Source organism: Streptomyces sp. NBC_01515 (assembly GCF_045040345.1).
GTDB lineage: Bacteria > Actinomycetota > Actinomycetes > Streptomycetales > Streptomycetaceae > Streptomyces.
In genome coordinates, this window is sequence record NZ_CP109416.1 from 8,335,581 (window position 1) to 8,353,701 (window position 18,121).

Genomic DNA, 18,121 nt, shown 5'->3' on the forward strand with positions numbered 1-18,121 from the left:
CTCATTCGCCCAGCAGTTCGTCGTACGTCTGTGTGCGCAATCCTATTCAAGTCCTTTCACGCGCATGCACCAACGCCGGTTCCTTTCACCGGAGTTAACAATCGTCACGCACAAGCCCCGGTGCTGGTACGGCCGTTGCGCAACAGCCCATAATTCGCCGTACGGCACTGTTGTGCCGCACCGCGCGCGCCCGCCGCGAACGTTCCGCTTTCCGGACCGGAGTGGGAACGCGCGTGCGGGGACGGCATGATGGGGTTACCGCAACCGACAGGTGCCGACACGAGGAGGTCAGCTGAGTGCGCCAGGTACTGACGGTCTGTCCGGAGGGCACCGGGGACGCCCGGACGATCGGAGAGGCCCTGGCCAGGGCGCGCGGAGGCGCGGTGCTGAGTGTGCGCCCGGGGACGTACGAGGAGAACCTCGTCGTCACCACCCGGGTCACCATCGTCGCCGAACAGGCGCGCGGCACCGTCCGGTTGGCCCCGCGCAAGGGCACCGTGATCTCGCTGCGCGTCGACGCGGTGATGCTGACCGACCTGGTGGTCCAGGGCCACGACGAGGAACATCCGGCCGTGGACGCCTCGCACGGACAGGTCGCGATGCAGGGCTGCGATCTGTCCGGCGCCTCGTGGACGACCGTACTGGCGCGCAACTCCGGCTCGTTGGCGATGCGCGAGTGCCGGGTGTCGAACCGCACCGGCGCCGGTGTCGTGGTCACCTCGCCGACGGAGAGTTCGCTGGAGTCCTGCACCCTCGAACACTTCGGCACCAGCGGGGTGGTGATCGGCGAGCGCGGCCGGGCCACCCTGCGCGGCTGCACCGTGCGGGACGCGCGCGGCAACGGCGTGCTCGCCAACGGGGATGCGCAGGGCTCCGTGGAGGACTGCGACCTCGCCTCGACCGACAAGCCCTCGCTGGCACTTGAGGAGCGCAGCGCGATACGCGTGCTGCGGACCGTGGTCCGCGACACCTCGATCGGTGTGCACATCACCAGCACCGCCCGCTGCGAGCTGGAGGAGGTGCGGGTCACCGGCTCCAGCGGGCCCGGCATCATCGTCTCGCACGGCTCCGACCCGGTGCTGCGCCGCTGCCGCACCGCCCGCACCACGGGCAACGGCCTGCTGGTGACGGACCGTTCGCGCGGCACGTACGAGGACTGCTGGCTGACCGGCGCCCAGATGGCGGCGCTGCGGGTGGCCGGGGCCTCCTCGCCCACGCTGACCTCGCTGACCGTCCGGGACGGCGAGTCGGACGGCGTGCTGCTCGAAGAGGACGCGGCGGCCGAGCTGGAGCGCGTGGAGATCATCGACGTCAAGGGCGCGGGTGTGGTGATCCGCGGCAACGCCAACCCGCTGGTCCGGCGCGCCCGGATCACGGGGGCCGGTGGCTCCGGTGTGTCCGTGCGCGACGGCGGGCGCGGCCGGGTCGAGGACTGCACGGTGGAGACACCGGGCGGCGCGGGCGCGGAGGTCACGGCGGGCGGCAACGTCTATCTCGCCGGATTCCGGGTCAACAACCCCGGCGGCGCCGGTCTGGAGATCGGCGGCGAGGGCACGGCGGCGCTGCGTGACGGCGAGCTGGTCTCGGCCGGCGGCTGCGGTGTACTCGTGGACACCGGCGGCGAGTTGACGGCGAACCGGGTGCGGACCGCCGCGTCCGCCGAGCACGGCTTCCTGGTCCGCGACGGCGGCCGGGCCTCCCTGAACGGCTGCGAGGCGGCCGGCAACGACCGCGACGGCATCCGCGTCGAGTCCGAGGCGCCGGTCTCGGTCGTGGGCTGCACGGTCCGCGACAACAAGGGCGGCGGCCTCGTCCAGGCCAAGGCCGGCGGCCGGCTCGCGGTGGAGAACCTCACCAGCACCGGCAACGAGTCCCGCGACGCCTGGGGCTTCGGCGAGGCCGAGGGCACCGACCCGGCGGGCACCGTGTCCGCCTCGGACGGACCCGGACGCCCCGACGGACCGATGGCCGCGCTGGAGAGCCTGATCGGCCTCGACAACGTCAAGGAACAGGTCCGCACCCTCGTCAACCTCACCCAGCTCGCCGCGCGCCGTGCCCAACTCGGCATGTCCGCACCGCCGATGAGCCGCCACCTCGTCTTCGCCGGTCCCCCCGGCACGGGTAAGACCACCGTCGCCCGCCTCTACGGCACGATCCTCGCCGAGCTGGGCGCCCTGCGCTCCGGGCACCTCGTCGAGGTCTCCCGCGCCGACCTCGTCGCCCAGGTCATCGGCGGTACGGCCATCAAGACCACCGAGGCCTTCGAACGGGCCCTGGGCGGTGTCCTGTTCGTCGACGAGGCGTACACGCTCACCGCCGACTCCCGTGGTTCCGGGGCCGACTTCGGGCGCGAGGCGGTCGACACCCTGCTGAAGCTGATGGAGGACCACCGCGAGGACGTGGTCGTCGTCGCGGCGGGCTACTCCGACGAGATGCGCAGCTTCCTCGGCTCCAACCCCGGTCTGGCGTCCCGTTTCTCACGCACCGTCGAGTTCGAGAACTACTCGGTGCCGGAGCTGGTCGAGATCATGGAGAGCATGTGCGTACGCCACCAGTACGCACTCGCCGACGAGACCCGGCACGCGCTCGCGGTGCACTTCGAACGGATACCGAAGGACGCCGGGTTCGGCAACGGCCGTGCCGCCCGGCAGGTGTTCGAGGAGATGGTGGACCGGCAGGCCGTACGGCTGTCCGCGCTCACCGACGTCACCGAGCAGGACCTCTCGCTGCTGCTGCCGCAGGACATCAGCGAGGAGGCGGCCCGCACCGCCGCCGACGGACCGAACACCGCCGACCCCGGCGACGACGCGCTGAGCAGGCTGGACGCGCTGGTCGGACTGCACGCGGTGAAGCGGGACGTCACCGACCTCGTCAACCTCGTGTCGACGGCCAAGCAGCGCGAGGCCGCCGGACTCCCGGTGCCCCGGCTCAGCCACCACCTCGTCTTCACCGGCCCGCCCGGCACCGGCAAGACCACCGTGGCCCGTCTCTACGGCGAACTCCTCGCCTCCCTGGGCGTGTTGCCGCGCGGCCAGCTCGTCGAGGTGTCCCGCGCCGACCTTGTCGGCCGATACGTGGGCCACACCGCGCAGTTGACCCGGGAGGTCTTCGAACGGGCCCTGGGCGGTGTGCTGTTCGTCGACGAGGCGTACACCCTCACCCCGCGTGAGGCGTCCGGCTCCGACTTCGGCCGGGAGGCCGTGGACACCCTGCTGAAGCTGATGGAGGACCACCGGGACAAGGTGGTCGTCATCGTCGCCGGGTACACGCAGGAGATGGAGAACTTCCTCGCCTCCAACCCGGGCCTGTCCTCCCGGTTCTCGCGCCGGGTCGAGTTCGCCGACTACTCCTCCGACGAACTGGTCACCATCGTCCGCGAGCACGCCCTACAGCTCGGCTACGAGTGCGCGGCCGGGCTGGGACCGGTGCTCCGGCAGTACTTCGACGGGCTGCCCCGCGACCGGTCGTTCGGCAACGCGCGCACCGCCCGCCAGATCCTGGAGCGGATGATGACCCGGCAGGCGGGCCGGCTCAGCAGACTGGCCGTCCCCAGCCTCGACGACCTGCGGCTGCTCCTCCCGGAGGACCTCACCGACCCGACGGCCGCCTCCCCGACCTCCAGCGGGGCGGCCCGGGCATGACGACGACCCGGCACAAGGCCGTCGCCGCCGGTCTGGCACTGCTGCTGACGGGTGCCGCGAGCGCCGTCGGCGCCGGATCCGCGACGGCGGCCGGCGGTACGGTCCAACTCCCCGTGCTGGCCTCCCGGTTGGACGCCGGCGCGGCCTGTGCGACGGGCTCGGACCGGCGCGCCACCGACGTGCCCTGGGAGCAGGTGTCCCTCCAGCTCAGCCGCACCTGGCCGTTCGCGTCGGGCACCGGGGTGACCGTCGGCGTGGTCGACACCGGGGTCTCGTCCTCCGCACCCGCGCTCAAGGGCCGGGTCACGGCGGTCGGTGACGCCGGGACCGACTGTGTGGGACACGGCACCTTCGTGGCCGGGCTGGTCGGCGCGGCCGTAGAAGACGGTGTGCGGTTCGCCGGGGTGGCGCAGCAGGCGCGGATCCTCGCGGTGCGGGGCAGTGACGCGCGGGGTGCGGTCACGGCGGACCGGGTCGCGGACGGCATCCGGGCCGCGGTGAACGGCGGGGCGAAGGTGGTGACGGTGTCGGCTGCGCTCGCGGCCGACAGCGCCGCGCTGCGCTCGGCCGTCGCGCTGGCCGCGAAGAAGGACGTCCTGGTGATCGCGGCGGCCGTGCCGGACACACCGGCGACGGCGACCTCGACGGACACTCCGCCCGCCCGCGACTACTACCCGGCCGCCGACGACGGTGTGCTCTCCGTCCTCGACGTCGACGTCTCCGGCAAGCGGCCGACCGGCGCGTACACGACCTCCAGCGCCACAATCGCCGCGCCCGGGGACGGAGTTGTCGGCATCGGCCCGAAGAGGGCCGGCCACTACATCGGCTCCGGCGCGTCACTGGCCGCCGGTTTCGTGGCGGGGGCGGCGGCGCTGGTCCGTTCCGTCCACCCGGACCTGACGGCCGCCCGGACCGCGACCCTCCTCCGCGCCTCCGCCTACCCGGCCGACGTGCCCCGCCTCGACCCGTACGCGGCCGTCACCTCGGTCCTGGACGGCACCGCCGCCGCACCGTCCCGGGGCGACGCCGGCACCCCGGTCCACCTCCCGGCCGACAAGGCGGCCGGCCCCCTCCGCCGCGCCCTGTGGCCCGCGTCGGCGGGCCTCGCCGTGATCATCGCGGTGGTGTGGCTGGGGCTGATCCTGCCCCGGGGGCGCCGCCTGGGCTGGCGCCCGTCGCGGCCGGAGCGTACGGCCGGGCCCGAGCCCGAGGGTGCGGAGAGCCCGGTCCCGGTGGGCACCGGTGTCCAGGGGACCTCGGAGAGCTGACGACCCGACCGGACCGGTTGTCGCGGACACGACGCACAGGGTGAAACGGCACGGCCCCGGGCGACGAACTGCCGCCCGGGGCCGTGCCGTTCAGTGTCGGCGCCTCACTCCTCCGTTGCTCCCGCCGCCAGTGCCGTCTGGATGAGGGACGGCTTGCGGCGGACGATGTGGAGGGCCCGGCCCGGGGGGAGGACCCGGGGTTTCACGTTGCCGAAGACGTAGCCCTCGGACGGGGAGCAGGACATCAGGATGCCCGGGGTGTTGACCTCGTCCAGGCGGCGCAGGAGCTGGTCGTTCAGGCCGCGGCCGGCGCCGGTGGCGGAGCGGGCGACGACCACGTGGAGGCCCAACTCGTGGCCCAGGGCGAGGTGTTCGAAGAGGGGCGAGAACGGGTGGTCCATGACCGTGCCGCCGCCGACCATGTCGTAGTCGTCGACAAGGACGAACAGACGGGGGCCCGTCCACCAGTCGGCCTGGCGCATGCGGGCCGGGGTGATCTCCTGGCCGGGGACACGGGTGCGCAGGGCCTTCGCGGAGCCGCCCACCAGTTGTTTGAGGGCTTCCAGGGCGACCGCGTGGCCGAGGCGGTACTCCTCGGGGACCGCGTCGACCAGGCCGCGGCGGTAGTCGACGACCAGGATGCGGGCCTCGGCAGGGGTGTAGCGGGCGACGACGGAGTCCGCGACCAGCCGCAGGAGGTTGGTCTTGCCGCTCTCCGAGTCGCCGACCGCGACCAGGTGCGGAGTGCGGGAGAAGTCGTGCCAGACGGTGCCGAGGGTCTCCTCGTCCTGGCCGAGCGCGAGCTTGAGGCTGACGCCGTCGCCGAGTTCGGGCTCGGGCAGTTCGGCCGCGGGCAGCCGGTGCGGGAGCATCCGGACCTGCGGGGCACGCGGGCCGTGCCACGCCGAGGCGATCCGGTCGACCAGGTCCGCGACGCCCTCGCTGAGGGTCTCGTGGTCGGTGGAACCGTCGCCGCGCGGCAGCGCCGAGAGGAAGTGGAGTTTCGTCTCGACGGTCAGGCCGCGACCGGGGATCTGGGGCACCGCGCTCGCCTTGCGGATGTCCACGACGGAGTCCATCGTGTCGCCGAGCCGGAGTTCGAGCCGGGTCGCGGACTGGTCGCGGACCGGGGCGGTGAGTTCCAGCCAGCGGGCGGTCGCGACGATGAGGTGGATGCCGTAGTTGAGGCCGCTGGTGGCGATCTGGTTGAACGTCGGGATGAACTGGTCGAAGTTCTGCCGGACCGCCGACCAGCCGTCGATCACCAGGAAGATGTCGCCATGCGGTTCGTCGGGGAACTCCCCGGCCGCGCGGCGGCGCCGGTAGGTGGACATCGAGTCGATGCCGTTGTCGAGGAAGAACTGCTCGCGCTGGGTGAGGACGGCCGTGACCTCGGCGACCGTACGGCTGATCCGCTCGGTGTCGAGGCGGGCCGCGACCCCGCCGACATGCGGCAGGCCGGTCAGCTGGGAGAGCGTGCCGCCGCCGAAGTCCAGGCAGTAGAACTGGACTTCGCGCGGGGTGTGGGTGAGGGCGAGCGCCATGATGAGGCTGCGGAGGACGGTGGACTTGCCGCTCTGCGAACCGCCCGCGACGGCGACATGGCCGCCCGCCCCGGCGAGGTCCACGACGAGCGGGTCGCGGCGCTGGTCGAAGGGCTTGTCGACCAGGCCGACCGGCACCCGCAGCTTCCCGGCGCCGGCCCAGCGGGACGCGCTCAGACCGCGGTCCGGGTCCTCGGCGAGACCGCCGAGCAGGACGTCCAGCGGGGACGCGGTGTCCAGCGGCGGCAGCCACACCCGGTGGGCGGGCGGCCCGGAGTCGCGCAGCCGGTCGAGCGCCACCGCCAGCAGGCTCTCGGTGGCCTCCTCCGCCTCGGGCTCCGGCGCCGCGATCGCGGCCGGTGCCGGAGCGCGCGGCACGATGTACCCGGTCGACCAGGGCACCACCTGCGTGGCGACCCGGGCCTGCGCGACCGCGCCGCCGCGCCTGCGGTACGGGCCGGAGACATAGGCGGCGCGGAAGCGGGTGAGCGCCTCGATGCCGGACTTGAGGTAGCCGCTGCCGGGCTGGGAGGGCAGTTCGTACGCGTCGGGGACACCGAGGACGCCCCGTGACTCCATCGCGGAGAAGGTGCGCAGACCGATCCGGTACGACAGGTGCGACTCCAACTGGTGCATCCTGCCCTCGTCCAGGCGCTGCGAGGCGAGCAGCAGATGCACACCGAGGGACCGGCCGAGGCGGCCGATCATCACGAACAGCTCCATGAACTCCCGGTGCGAGGCGAGGAGTTCGCTGAACTCGTCGACGACGACGAACAGGCTGGGCATCGGGGCGAGATCGGCGCCGCCGGCCCGCGCCTTCTCGTACTCCAGGGCCGAGGTGTAGTTGCCCGCGGACCTCAACAGCTCCTGGCGGCGGATGAGTTCACCGTGCAGCGCGTCCTGCATGCGCTCCACCAGGGCGGCCTCGTCGGCGAGGTTGGTGATGACGGCGGAGGTGTGCGGGAGTTCGTCCAGGCCGAGGAAGGTCGCGCCGCCCTTGAAGTCCACCAGGACGAAGTTCAGGGTCTCGGAGGAGTTGGTGAGCGCGAGACCGAGGACCAGCGTGCGCAGCAGCTCGGACTTGCCGGAACCGGTGGCGCCGATCAGCATGCCGTGCGGGCCCATGCCGCCCTGCGCGGACTCCTTGATGTCCAGCTCCACGGGCCGCCCGTCCGCGCCGACGGCGACCGGGACGCGCAGCCGGGCGGAGCCGGTGTGCCGCCGCCAGATCGTGTCGGGGTCGAGCCGGTGCAGGTCGGCGATGCCGAGCAGCGTGGTCAACTCCGTGTCGTTCGAGAGCGGTTCGACCGCGTCGGAGGAGAGCGTCATCCGGTACGGCGCGATCAGCCGGGCCAGCGCCTCGGCGGCGACCGGGCCGAGCCGGTCGGGGCGGCCCAGGACGGTGGCCTGTTCCTTGCGGCTGCGGTCGGTGCGGACCAGGGAGACCGCGTCCGGGGCGACGTCGAGGCGCAGGGTGGTGCGGCCGGGCCGCCAGGTGAGGCTGTCGGAGAGGTCGAGGACGACGGCGTTGCGGTAACCGGGGCCGTCGAAGCGGTGGCCCGCCGGGATGCTCGCGCCGTCCACGATGACGACCACCAGCGGCTCGTCACGGCCGGGCACGGCGTCGGGGTCGAACGCGGGCCGCTCGGAGAACTCGCTGCCGAGCTGGTCCTCCAGATCGGTGTAGGCGGAGGCCACCATCCGCAACGGACCGGCGCCGTCGGTCTCCTGAGGATGCTGGTTGTGCGGCAGCCACTTCACCCACTCCCACTCGGCACGCACCTCGTCACCGGCGCAGACCGCGATCCACAGCTCCTCCGGCGGGTGGAACAGTGCCAGTTGGGACAGCGCGGCGCGCAGCATCCCGCGCGCGGCGTCGTGGTCGCCGTGCACCAACACCCTTGACCAGGACCGCAGATACAGCGCGATCGGCTGGCCGGGAACGGTGCTGTAGGCGCGGATGAACCGGCGCAGCGCGTGCGCGCACAGCGGTTCCAGGTCCTCGACGGGCTTGCTGGACACGGGAGTCAGCCGCATCGCGAGCTGCTGGTCGCCGACCGCTATCCGCACCTCGCCGAAGTCGTCGTCCTTCACCCGGCGCTCCCACAGCCGCGTCGTGCGGACCATGGTGCGCAGCACCCGGGGCTCGGGATGCCGCCAGGCCAGGGCGAGCTGCTGCTCGATCACGGCACGCTGCACCGTACGTCGACTCTGCGCCAAGTAGCGCAGATAGTCCCGGCGTTCGCCGCGCAGCCGCTGCTTGCGGTCGCCGGCCTTGCGCATGACCTGGCCGATCATCATCGCGCCGGCGGCCATCACCATCATGCCGAGCGCGATGTACATGAAGATGCCGCTGGACTGGCCGCCCGACCGCATGAACATCATCATCATCGAGACCGACATCATCGCCATCGGCAGATACGTCCACACCGCGGACGTGTCCGGGACGGTCTCCATGAGGGTCGGCGGTTCCTGGAGGACCAACTCGCCTGCGGGCATGTCGGGTCCACGACGGCGGGCAGGACGACGGAACAGGACCACGCTCAACGCTTGGGGCTCCTAACGGACTTCGCGCACCGCGGCGGCATGTGGGGGCATGCACCGAATTCCGGCCTCGGCACTGGCACGGTGGAGGACGCTGTCAACACCGTTGGTGGGGGCTCCCGTTGACACGCGTCGCAGGGAGTGTCAGTAGTGTGCACCCCGTCAACTCTGTACGTCCATGTCACCCCCCGCTACACCGGCACGCTGTTTCCCTCAGTTCCCCCCCACCCCGCACGCCGCGCCGCGTGCCCCCGTTTCGATGTCCAGGAGACGTGAGCCCCGGTATGACCGACACTTCCGTGACCGGCCTGTGCCATCTGACCGTGCGGGCCCCGACCCGCACCATCGACCTCGCCGTGCCGTCCGACGTGCCGGTCGCCGACCTGCTGCCCACCGTGCTGCGGTACGCGGGGGAGGAGGCCGAGGAGACCGGTCTCGAACACGACGGCTGGATACTCCAGCGCCTCGGCGGCCGGCCGCTCGACGACGAGGCGACCCTCGCCTCGCTCGGGCTGACCGACGGCGAGGCGCTCCATCTCCGGCCGCGCACCGAGGCGTTGCCCGAGGTACGCCTCGACGACCTGGTCGACGGCATCGCCGCGGTCACCCGGGACCGGCTGCACGGCTGGAGCCCCGAGGCGGCCCGGCGCCTGCTGCGCGGCCTGCTCGCGGTGGCGGTGCTGGCCGGTCTTGTCCTGCTGGCGCTGCCGGGCGCCCCGGCGTCGCTGCGCGCGGCCACCGCCGTAGGCACCGGTCTGCTGCTGCTGGCCGGGGCCGCGTCGGCGAGCCGGGCGGTGGACGATCCGGCGACCGGCGTGATCCTGGGCCTGCTCGCGTCCCCGGCGCTCGCGCTCGCGGGCTGGCTGGTGCCGGGCGGTGAGCTGAGCGGTCCGCAGGCCCACCAGGTGCTGGGGGCACGGCTGTTGGGGGCAGCGGCGGCCTGGGCCGGCGGCGCGGTCCTCGCCCTCGCGGCCTCCGCGGCCCGCACCCCGCTGTTCCTGGCATCGGCGCTGGTGGCGCTCGCGGCGGCGGTGGGCGGGGTGCTGATGACCGTGTTCGACGTGCGGGTGGCGGGCGCGGCCGGCGTGGTCGCGGCGCTCACGGTACTGCTCGGCGGGCTGGTGCCCGCGCTGTCGTTCAAGTTCGCCGGGATGCGCATGCCCGCGCTGCCCACCAACGCGGAACAGCTCCAGGAGGGCATCGAGCCCTACCGGGGCAACGACGTCGCCGTACGCACCGAGCTGGCCGGCGAGTGGATGACCGCGCTCTACGGCGCGACGGGCGTGCTCTCGTCGGCCTGCCTGGTGGCCCTCGCCCGGCGCCCGAGCCTCCCCGCGCTGCTGGTCGCGCTGGTCCTGTCGCTGCTCCTGCTCCTGCACGGCCGGGGCCTGGTGAACACCGCGCAACGCCTCGTGCTGGTACTGCCGGGCGCCTGGGGTCTGCTGCTGCTCGCGTTCGGCTGGGGCCTACGGCTCTCCGGCACCGAGCGGACCCTGCTGGTCGCCGGCCTGCTCGCGGTGGCGGCGGCCCTCACGGTCGCGGTGTGGACCGTACCGGGACGGCGCATGGTCCCGTACTGGGGCCGCGCGGCGGAGATCCTGCACTCCCTGCTGGCGATCGCCCTCCTGCCGCTCACCCTGTGGCTGCTGGGCGTCTTCGGCACCCTCCGCGGCATGTTCGGCTGACCACGTGCCGACCCCGCGGACGAGAAACGGGTGAACCGGCCCTCGCAGCCGGTTGGTCGGGAATCACCGGGCCGGGAACCGCCGGTCCGTGACGTGGGTCGGGTGAACCGGCCGCCGTTCCGGGCCGGTTCGGGAACCGTCGGTCCGCAGGCGCGGGCCGGGTACGTCGAACGAGAGTGGGAACCGGACGCGGTGTCACGGGCCGACCGGGCCGTCGAGCCGTGAGCGGGGTCCGGGCACAGCCGGACGAACAAGAAGCCGAACGACCAGCCGGGAGGAAAGCGTGCGGTCGAAGCGCGACCAGGTGCAAGCGCACACGTTCATGATGGGCCGCCTGACCTCGGGCATGCTGCTCGCCGACCCGGACGCACCGGAGAGCCCGCTGGGCCGCACCAGCCGGGGTGCCCTGGTCGGTGTGATCGTCGGGGTGCTGTTCTGCGGCGGGGCGCTGGTGTTCGGGCTGCTCAAGCCGGGCGGCAACGACGCCTGGCGCAGCGGCGACACCCTGATCGTCAACAAGGACACCGGCGCCCGCTACCTGTACGCCGACGGCAGACTGCGCCCGGTGCGCAACTACGCGTCGGCCGTGCTGATCGGCGGCGCCGACCTGAAGACCACGTCGGTCGGCTCGAAGTCGCTCGCCGGTACCCCCGTCGGCCGGCCGGTCGGCATCACCGGCGCCCCCGACTCCGTACCGGGCACCGGCGATCTGGAGTCCTCGCCGTGGGAGGTCTGCTCGACGGGCTCCGGCAGCCAGACGACTCTCGTGCCGGGCGCCCCCGTGGAGACGGCCCCGGTCGGCGCGAAGTCGGCGCTGGTGGTCAAGGGCCCTGACAAACACACCTACTTGGTGTGGCAGGGCAGCCGCCTGGAGCTGGACGAGGACTCCGGCGCCGCGGAGTCCCTCGGCTACGCGCCCGTGACCCCCCGCCCGGTGTCCGCGGCCTTCCTCGACGCCCTGGTGACCGGCCCCGACCTGGCCACCCCGAGGGTCGACGGCCGCGGCACGACCGGCCCCGAACTCGGCGGCCGGGCCACCCGGATCGGCCAGGTGTTCCGCGTGGTCGCGGGCTCCGGCAACCAGGAGTACCTCCTGCAGAAGGACGGCCTGCACCCGGTCACGGACACCCAGTCGGCGCTGCTGCTCGGCGATCCGGACACCCGCAAGAAGGCCTACGACGGAGGGGCCCCGAACGTCGTCACCATCGACGTCTCCGACCTGCGCGCCCACCAGGCACCGGGATCGGCCGGCACCGACCCGTCGGTCGCCGGACTGCCGGACACTCCGCCGAGCGCGCTGGCCCTGGCGGCGGGGGAGTCGGTGTGCGCCCAGGTCGACCCGGCCGACGGACAGGTGCGGGTGACCTCGGTACGGGTCGCGGAGACCGCCCTGTACCCGGCGGCCCAGGCGGACCCGACGGCGCTGACCGCGGCCTGCGTGACGGTGGACCGGGTGGTGACCCGGCCCGGACACGGCACGCTGGTACGGGCGTTGGGCGCGGCCGGCGAGACCGTCGGCGACACCACGTTCCTGGTCGGCGACGACGGCGTGAAGTACCGCATCCCGGACGCCGGCGCGCTCGCCGCCCTCGGCTACGGCGGGGCCACGCCGGTGAAGGTGCCGTCCACGCTGCTGTCGATGCTGCCGACCGGACCCGAACTCAGCGCCAAGGCGGCCTCGTCGGACTCCGGCTCGGTGGGCGGAGGCATGGGCGGGGCGGCGGCGCAGTGCGGCACGGGTGCCGGTACCGGTACCGGTACCGGTACCGGTACCGGTACCGGTACCGGCACCGGCACCCGTGCCGGTGGACGGCCCGGCATCGAGGCCGGTCTGCCCGCGGTCGCCGGACAGGCCCCGGCGGGCGGTTCCCTCAACTCGGCCTCCGGCGCCGGGAACTGACGGATTCACGCCGATGCAGATCGTGTTCACGCCAAACTGGATTCATTCCAGAACCGTCGACCATGGAACCGCGTGTTCCGGTCAAGTTGCTTACCGGTAAAAGCCTTTGAGCGTAAGCGGTTGGCAACCTCAGATCTTCCTCAGTTCGTTGTCAGCGCAACTTCCGTCAATCTAGGCTCAGTTGCACTCGTACCTCAGATCGACTTACGAAAGGTGGGACGATGGCTGGAGATGGCCAGCAGTCAAGCGAAGGTTCGACCCGGAACGGAATCCAGGCCCTGGAGAGCGCCTTCAGCGGCATCGTGAAGATCCGTCAGGACGTCGACAGCACCCGTTCCACCCTGGGCAGCGGCTACCAGGGCAGCGACGGCGGCCAGTACGGCCAGCTCCTCGCACAGTGGGACGGCCAGTGCAACGTCATCCTCAAGAACCTTGAGGACGTCATCGACCGGCTGAACCAGAGCCTCGTGGAACACAACAAGACCCAGGGTTCCTCGAACGACTCCATCAACCAGGCGTACAACGCGTCGCAGTCGGCCTTCGACCAGCTCGCCGGCTGACCGACGCCCGCTTCCCGTGACCTCGCGGTCACGTCCGATCCCCACATCGCGTAAGAGAGGCAAGCTGTGGCAGACAACCTGTCCGACGGTGTCATCTACGTCAGCTACAACCACATGTCGAACGCCGCGGACGACATGGTGGCGCAGACCAAGGCGATCGCCCAGACGCTCTCCAGCCTTGAGCAGGAACTCGGCGAGCTGTCCAAGACGTGGTACGGAAACGACGCCGACACCTACCGCCAGAAGCAGGCGGCCTGGGACGGCGCGGTGCAGAACATGGAGACGCTGCTCACCTCGCACTCCCAGCTCCTCAACGAGATCTCCAGCAGCTACAAGTACAGCGAGAACTCGCTCAGCCAGATGTGGTCCGAGGTCACCATCGGCCGCTGAGCCGGCCGGCCCCACCGCACCGACCGGTCACCTCGTGGTCGGTGCGGTCCAGGCTCCTTCCCGTTCCGTCGCCGCGCCGTACGCCAGGGTCGGCGCGTTCCGCCCGCGGAGGCATCCATGGCAGATCTGACCCACCTCGACTCGACCGCGCTGAAGAACTTCAAGAACACCGACGTCGCGGACTTCATCACCGATCTGGTGAACATCCGCAAGGACAACGCGGGCGTCCGGTCCCTGAAGAACCTGATCGCCGAGACCGGCGCCGGCTCCGCCCAGGGCCTCGCCAAGATCCTGCGCATCGGCCTGATGAACGGCGGCGACAGCTCGGACCCGGTCGGCGGGGCCACCCTGGTGGAGGCGCTCAAGACCCAGGCGACCGCGCTGGACAAGATCCTCACCGGTCAGAAGACGCTCTTCGACGACATCGACGACGCGCTGGACGAGACGATCACCACCCTGCTGAAGACACAGGGCGACAGCCTCGACTCGATCGACGGCGAGAAGCTGCTGGACATCTTCGACACCGTCGACGGCGACATGAGCGGCAGCGACTCGAAGACCTCCTGAGGCCGGTGCGCGGCCCGCCGGCTCCCGCCGAGCACCGGGCCCCGCACCTCGGAACCCCCCACCCCGTCCCCCTCCTCCTCCGCAGCGGAGTCCGCCCCATGGCCGAAACCACCACCGGGACCGCCAACTACGACCCGGACGACTACTTCGCCCAGGCCGTCACCGACTTCACCGGCTACACGATTCCGGCCCGGTCCGCTTTGTTCGACAAGCTCAGCAGCTCGAACAGCGACGACTTCGGCGACCTCAAGCTGTTCCGGATGGACATCCAGGGCATCGACATGAGGTCGGTGACCGCGGCGGACTACTCGGCGATCGGCGGCTGGCAGGTCAACAAGGGCGAGGACTACGACCTCGCCTTCTACGACGCCGGCGGGGACGGCGCGCACGACAGCGTGAGCATGAAGAAGGCCCGGATCGTGATGATCGGCGTCACCATCGACGGGAACGGCCGCGCCACGCTCTGGAGCGGCGGCGAGACCACCACCGGCGGCGCGTTCGAGGGCTCGTACTCGCACGTCCAGTGGGACTCGGGGCCGATGGCGCAGTACATCTCGGGCAGCAAGCTGATCCTCGACCACATCCTGGCGTCGCCGTACTCGACGCAGGGCTTCTCGTACAGCGGGCTGTCGGTCATCGACGCCAACGCCGTCGACATGCTCTCCTTCGAGAACACCGGGCAGTCCTTCGACCGGGTGGTGCAGTTCTTCAAGGACCACTCGGACATCGTCGACAAGTGGATGACCTCGCTCGGCGAGGACCAGGCGGCCTGGAAGGGCAAGGCGGCCAGCCTCTTCTGGCATCTCCTCGACGAGCTGAAGACCAACTACAACGGCTACGTCTCCCAGTTGGGCGGCACCGACTACACGCCGACCAACACCACCCTCGGCGGCTACGTCCCGAAGTCGAAGCTGAGCGACGCGCTGGCCGCCGCGCAGACGGCTCTGAAGCAGGCGGTCACCGATCTGCAGACCGCGTGGAACGACTGGGCGTCGGACGGCCAGCACGACCCGCACTACCACGTGAAGAAGATCCTCGACGAGATCAGTCAGTGGGTCATCAACAACAACATCAACCACGTGCTGTCGTCGACGACGTCCACCTACAGCGAGTACGGAGGCGGCGACTACACCTCCTACTCCACCGACGCCAACTTCAAGCAGTCCGTCCCCGAGTACGGCGACCTCACCCAGCACACCACCTGGCAGAAGGTCGCCGACGCCGCCGTCAAGAGCTGGTCGGACCACGCGGACTCCAAGCTCAAGCAGCCGTCCATCGACGCGCTCAGCAACGTGAAGAACGCCTGGGCCGACGTGCAGGACGCCTTCGACCAAGAGGTCAAGAACAAGAACAACGAGACGCTCTCCGAGGTCCTCCAGAAGGAGGAGAACGAGATCGCCGAGGACGAGGCGAAAGAGAACAACGACAAGCTCAACGACAACCTGAACAACCTCGGGAACAACCTCAACAACCTCGGCGACAACTTCAACAACCTCAACGACAACCTGAACGACAACCTCAACAACCTCGGGGACAACCTCAACAACCTGAACGACGGCCTCAACGACAACCTGAACAACATCGGTGACGGCCTCAACAACCTCGGCACGAACCTCAACACCAACCTGAACGACGGCCTCAACAACATTGGCGACGGCCTGAATTCGAACCTCAACAACCTGAACGACGATCTCGGCAACAGCCTGAACAACGTCGGCAGCGGGCTCGACGACCTCAACAACAACAGCCTGCTGAACAACGACGGTACGAACGGCAACGACCTGAGCAACCTCGCCAGCAGCATGCTGAACGGCCCGTCGCTCCTGAACAACGGCAACGACTCCACCAAGGACGGCTCGACCACGCTCAACTCCCCGACCGGGGGCAGCACCCAGCTCAACGGCGACGGCTCGCTCACCACGACGTTCCCGGACGGCTCCACCCAGACCATCGACCCGTCGACCGGCCTGGTCACCACCACCAACCCGGACGGCACCACCTCGGTCTCCCAGCTCAACCCGGGCAGCACCATCACCAACCCGGACGGCTCGACCACCACGCTGAACAACGACGGCACGCTGACCACGAAGTTCCCGGACGGCACGAGCCAGACCCTCAACCCGGACACCGGCCAGGTCACCACCACGAACCCGGACGGCACCGTCAGCACGTCGACGCTCAACCCGACCGACGGCTCCTTCACCACCCCGGACGGCTCGACGGCCCAGCTCAACTCCGACGGCTCGCTGACCACGAAGTTCCCGGACGGCTCCACCGAGACGCTCAACCCGGACACGGGCCAGGTCACCGTCACCGACCCCTCGGGGCACGTCACCACCTCGCACCTCAACCCGGGCGACTCCTTCACCAACCCGGACGGCTCGACCACCACGCTGAACGACAACGGCACGCTGACCACGAAGTTCCCGGACGGCTCCACCCAGACCCTCAACCCGGACACGGGCCGGCTCACCACCACCGACCCGTCGGGCCACACGACCACCACCGACATCGACGGCACCGGCCTCCCCTCGTCCTCGCTCAACACGAGCGGCCTCAACGGCAACGGCATCGACACGAGCGGGCTGAACAACGGCAGCAGCCTCGACACGAGCGGCCTGAACACGAGCGGCCTCAACAGCGGTGGACTGAGCAGCAGCAGCCTCAACACGACCGGCGGCGGCCTGAATTCGGGCCTCGACGGCGGCTACGACGACTACGACAGCACCCCCTACACCGGCGGCCCGCTGCGCTCCGACTCCCTCGACACCGCCGCGCTCGGCGCGGCCACCCCGGCCCAGGCGTCGAGCGGCACCCCGCTCAACCCGATGGGCATGGGCGGTATGGGAGGCATGGGCGGCGGCGGTATGGGCGGTGGCGGAGGCGGCGGACAGGGCGGCACCAGCGAGCGCACCCGGGCCGTCCTCACCGACCCGTCCAACGGCGCCACCCGGCGCGGCCGGACCAACCGGGCGGCGAACGTGGACGAGGACGAGGACGTCGTGTACACCCGGCCCACCACGTCCAGCGCCCCCTACCCGGTGGGCGGTCCCGGCGGCAACGGCGCCGGACAGAACGGCCGTTCCACGGAGAGCGGCGACCGCGCCCGTGACGCGTGGCTCACCGAGGACGAGGACGTCTGGGGCACCGACGAGGGCGGTTCGCCGGCGGTGATCGGCCGATGAACAGCGAGTCGATCGAGCAGCGGCTGGCCAAGGCGGTCGCCGAACTGGAGGCCACCGAGGCCGCGGTGGCCCGCGCCGAGGGCGAACTCGCCCACGCCGAGAGCACGGTGCGCTCCGCGGACCGCGCGGTCGAGGTGACCGTCTCCGCACAGGGCGACCTGCGCGCGCTGACCTTCCTGGACGACAAGTACCGCACGATGCCCGCAGGCCAGCTCGCCGCGAGCGTGCTGGAGGCGGTGCAGGAGGCACGGGCGCGGATGGCCCGGCACGTCATGGCCACCTTCGAGCCCTTCACCAAGGCCAACCCCGAGGCACCCGAGATCACCGGCTTCGACGTGGACTGGAACAAGATCTTCGGACCCGGTGTCCTGGAGGGCCCCAAGGGCGGCCGACGGCGCGGGGCCGGCCGGCTCCGCGACGAGATCAGCGAAGACCCGGAGGACTGAGAAGACGATGCCGTCGAACGCCTACTCCGCCAGCCCGCCCGCGCTCGTCGCCGGCACCCGGCAGATCGAGCAGATCAGCCGGCTGGCCAATGAGATGATCAACGAGTTCATCACGGACGTGTCGTCCACCTCAGGCTGGCCCGGACACGACGACAGCTACGCCCAGCAGATGCTGCCGCAGGAGAAGGAACAACGGGAGGGCTCCATCAAGACCGGCTCGTCCCTCTCCGAGGCGATCGTCAGCATCGGCGACGGCACCCTCACCAACCTCAAGAGCGTGCTGGGCACCCAGAACGGCGTACTGGGCGCCATCCACGACTCCGACATCAACACGGGCGACACCGACGGTGGTTCGCACGGCGGAAAGCACTGACGCAGCGGATCGCCCCTG

General features: G+C 71.1%; 11 protein-coding genes. 10 read left to right on the forward strand and 1 reads right to left on the reverse strand.

Annotation, left to right across the window (positions count from 1 at the left end; genetic code table 11):
* The first annotated feature begins 296 nt into the window (after nucleotides 1-296).
* Both OG407_RS37695 and OG407_RS37700 read left to right on the forward strand, forming a co-directional pair.
* Entirely contained in the window at nucleotides 297-3,641 is a 3,345-nt protein-coding gene (locus OG407_RS37695; protein ID WP_405864188.1) for a right-handed parallel beta-helix repeat-containing protein, read from the forward strand.
* Entirely contained in the window at nucleotides 3,638-4,909 is a 1,272-nt protein-coding gene (locus OG407_RS37700) for a S8 family serine peptidase (protein WP_405864190.1), read from the forward strand. Before OG407_RS37695 ends, OG407_RS37700 begins: the two co-directional genes overlap by 4 nt.
* A gap of 104 nt (nucleotides 4,910-5,013) precedes the next feature.
* Here the strand turns inward: OG407_RS37700 and eccCa are convergent, their stop codons facing one another.
* Nucleotides 5,014-8,952 (reverse strand): type VII secretion protein EccCa, encoded by a 3,939-nt coding sequence (gene eccCa / locus OG407_RS37705; protein WP_405864192.1) that lies wholly within the window; start codon nucleotides 8,950-8,952, stop codon nucleotides 5,014-5,016.
* 329 nt (nucleotides 8,953-9,281) lie between these two features.
* Here eccCa and eccD point away from each other — a divergent pair, with 329 nt between their 5' ends.
* From eccD to OG407_RS37745, 8 genes are all read left to right on the forward strand, one after another.
* The gene (gene eccD, locus OG407_RS37710) at nucleotides 9,282-10,682 is read left to right on the forward strand and encodes a type VII secretion integral membrane protein EccD (RefSeq protein ID WP_405864194.1); all 1,401 of its coding nucleotides are present in this window, start codon (nucleotides 9,282-9,284) and stop codon (nucleotides 10,680-10,682) included.
* Between the two features lie 283 nt (nucleotides 10,683-10,965).
* The gene (gene eccB, locus OG407_RS37715) at nucleotides 10,966-12,582 is read left to right on the forward strand and encodes a type VII secretion protein EccB (RefSeq protein WP_405864196.1); all 1,617 of its coding nucleotides are present in this window, start codon (nucleotides 10,966-10,968) and stop codon (nucleotides 12,580-12,582) included.
* 221 nt (nucleotides 12,583-12,803) lie between these two features.
* Nucleotides 12,804-13,142, forward strand: coding sequence for a hypothetical protein (locus OG407_RS37720; RefSeq protein ID WP_019065061.1), 339 nt, complete (start codon nucleotides 12,804-12,806; stop codon nucleotides 13,140-13,142).
* A 66-nt stretch (nucleotides 13,143-13,208) separates the two neighbouring features.
* Nucleotides 13,209-13,532 carry a WXG100 family type VII secretion target gene (locus OG407_RS37725; RefSeq protein WP_019065060.1) on the forward strand — a complete coding sequence of 108 codons (324 nt, stop codon included), beginning with the start codon at nucleotides 13,209-13,211 and terminating at the stop codon, nucleotides 13,530-13,532.
* A gap of 117 nt (nucleotides 13,533-13,649) precedes the next feature.
* Nucleotides 13,650-14,099 (forward strand): type VII secretion system-associated protein, encoded by a 450-nt coding sequence (locus OG407_RS37730; RefSeq protein WP_390160452.1) that lies wholly within the window; start codon nucleotides 13,650-13,652, stop codon nucleotides 14,097-14,099.
* Nucleotides 14,100-14,197: 98 nt separating this feature from the next.
* The gene (locus tag OG407_RS37735) at nucleotides 14,198-17,284 is read left to right on the forward strand and encodes an AAWKG family protein (RefSeq protein WP_405864199.1); all 3,087 of its coding nucleotides are present in this window, start codon (nucleotides 14,198-14,200) and stop codon (nucleotides 17,282-17,284) included.
* Nucleotides 17,281-17,730, forward strand: a complete 450-nt coding sequence (locus OG407_RS37740; RefSeq protein ID WP_327400675.1) for a YbaB/EbfC family nucleoid-associated protein — start codon at nucleotides 17,281-17,283, stop codon at nucleotides 17,728-17,730. Before OG407_RS37735 ends, OG407_RS37740 begins: the two co-directional genes overlap by 4 nt.
* A gap of 7 nt (nucleotides 17,731-17,737) precedes the next feature.
* Nucleotides 17,738-18,103: a hypothetical protein gene (locus tag OG407_RS37745; RefSeq protein ID WP_405864201.1), complete on the forward strand. Its 366-nt coding sequence runs from the start codon at nucleotides 17,738-17,740 to the stop codon at nucleotides 18,101-18,103.
* Nucleotides 18,104-18,121: the final 18 nt, after the last annotated feature.

Coding starts and splice junctions, on each gene's coding strand:
- OG407_RS37730 (WP_390160452.1), top strand. CDS start 13,650: ATGGCAGATCTGACCCACCTCGACTCGACCGCGCTGAAGAACTTCAAG.
- eccD (WP_405864194.1), top strand. CDS start 9,282: ATGACCGACACTTCCGTGACCGGCCTGTGCCATCTGACCGTGCGGGCC.
- OG407_RS37745 (WP_405864201.1), top strand. CDS start 17,738: ATGCCGTCGAACGCCTACTCCGCCAGCCCGCCCGCGCTCGTCGCCGGC.
- OG407_RS37700 (WP_405864190.1), top strand. CDS start 3,638: ATGACGACGACCCGGCACAAGGCCGTCGCCGCCGGTCTGGCACTGCTG.
- OG407_RS37735 (WP_405864199.1), top strand. CDS start 14,198: ATGGCCGAAACCACCACCGGGACCGCCAACTACGACCCGGACGACTAC.
- eccCa (WP_405864192.1), bottom strand. CDS start 8,952: ATGCCCGCAGGCGAGTTGGTCCTCCAGGAACCGCCGACCCTCATGGAG.
- OG407_RS37740 (WP_327400675.1), top strand. CDS start 17,281: ATGAACAGCGAGTCGATCGAGCAGCGGCTGGCCAAGGCGGTCGCCGAA.
- OG407_RS37720 (WP_019065061.1), top strand. CDS start 12,804: ATGGCTGGAGATGGCCAGCAGTCAAGCGAAGGTTCGACCCGGAACGGA.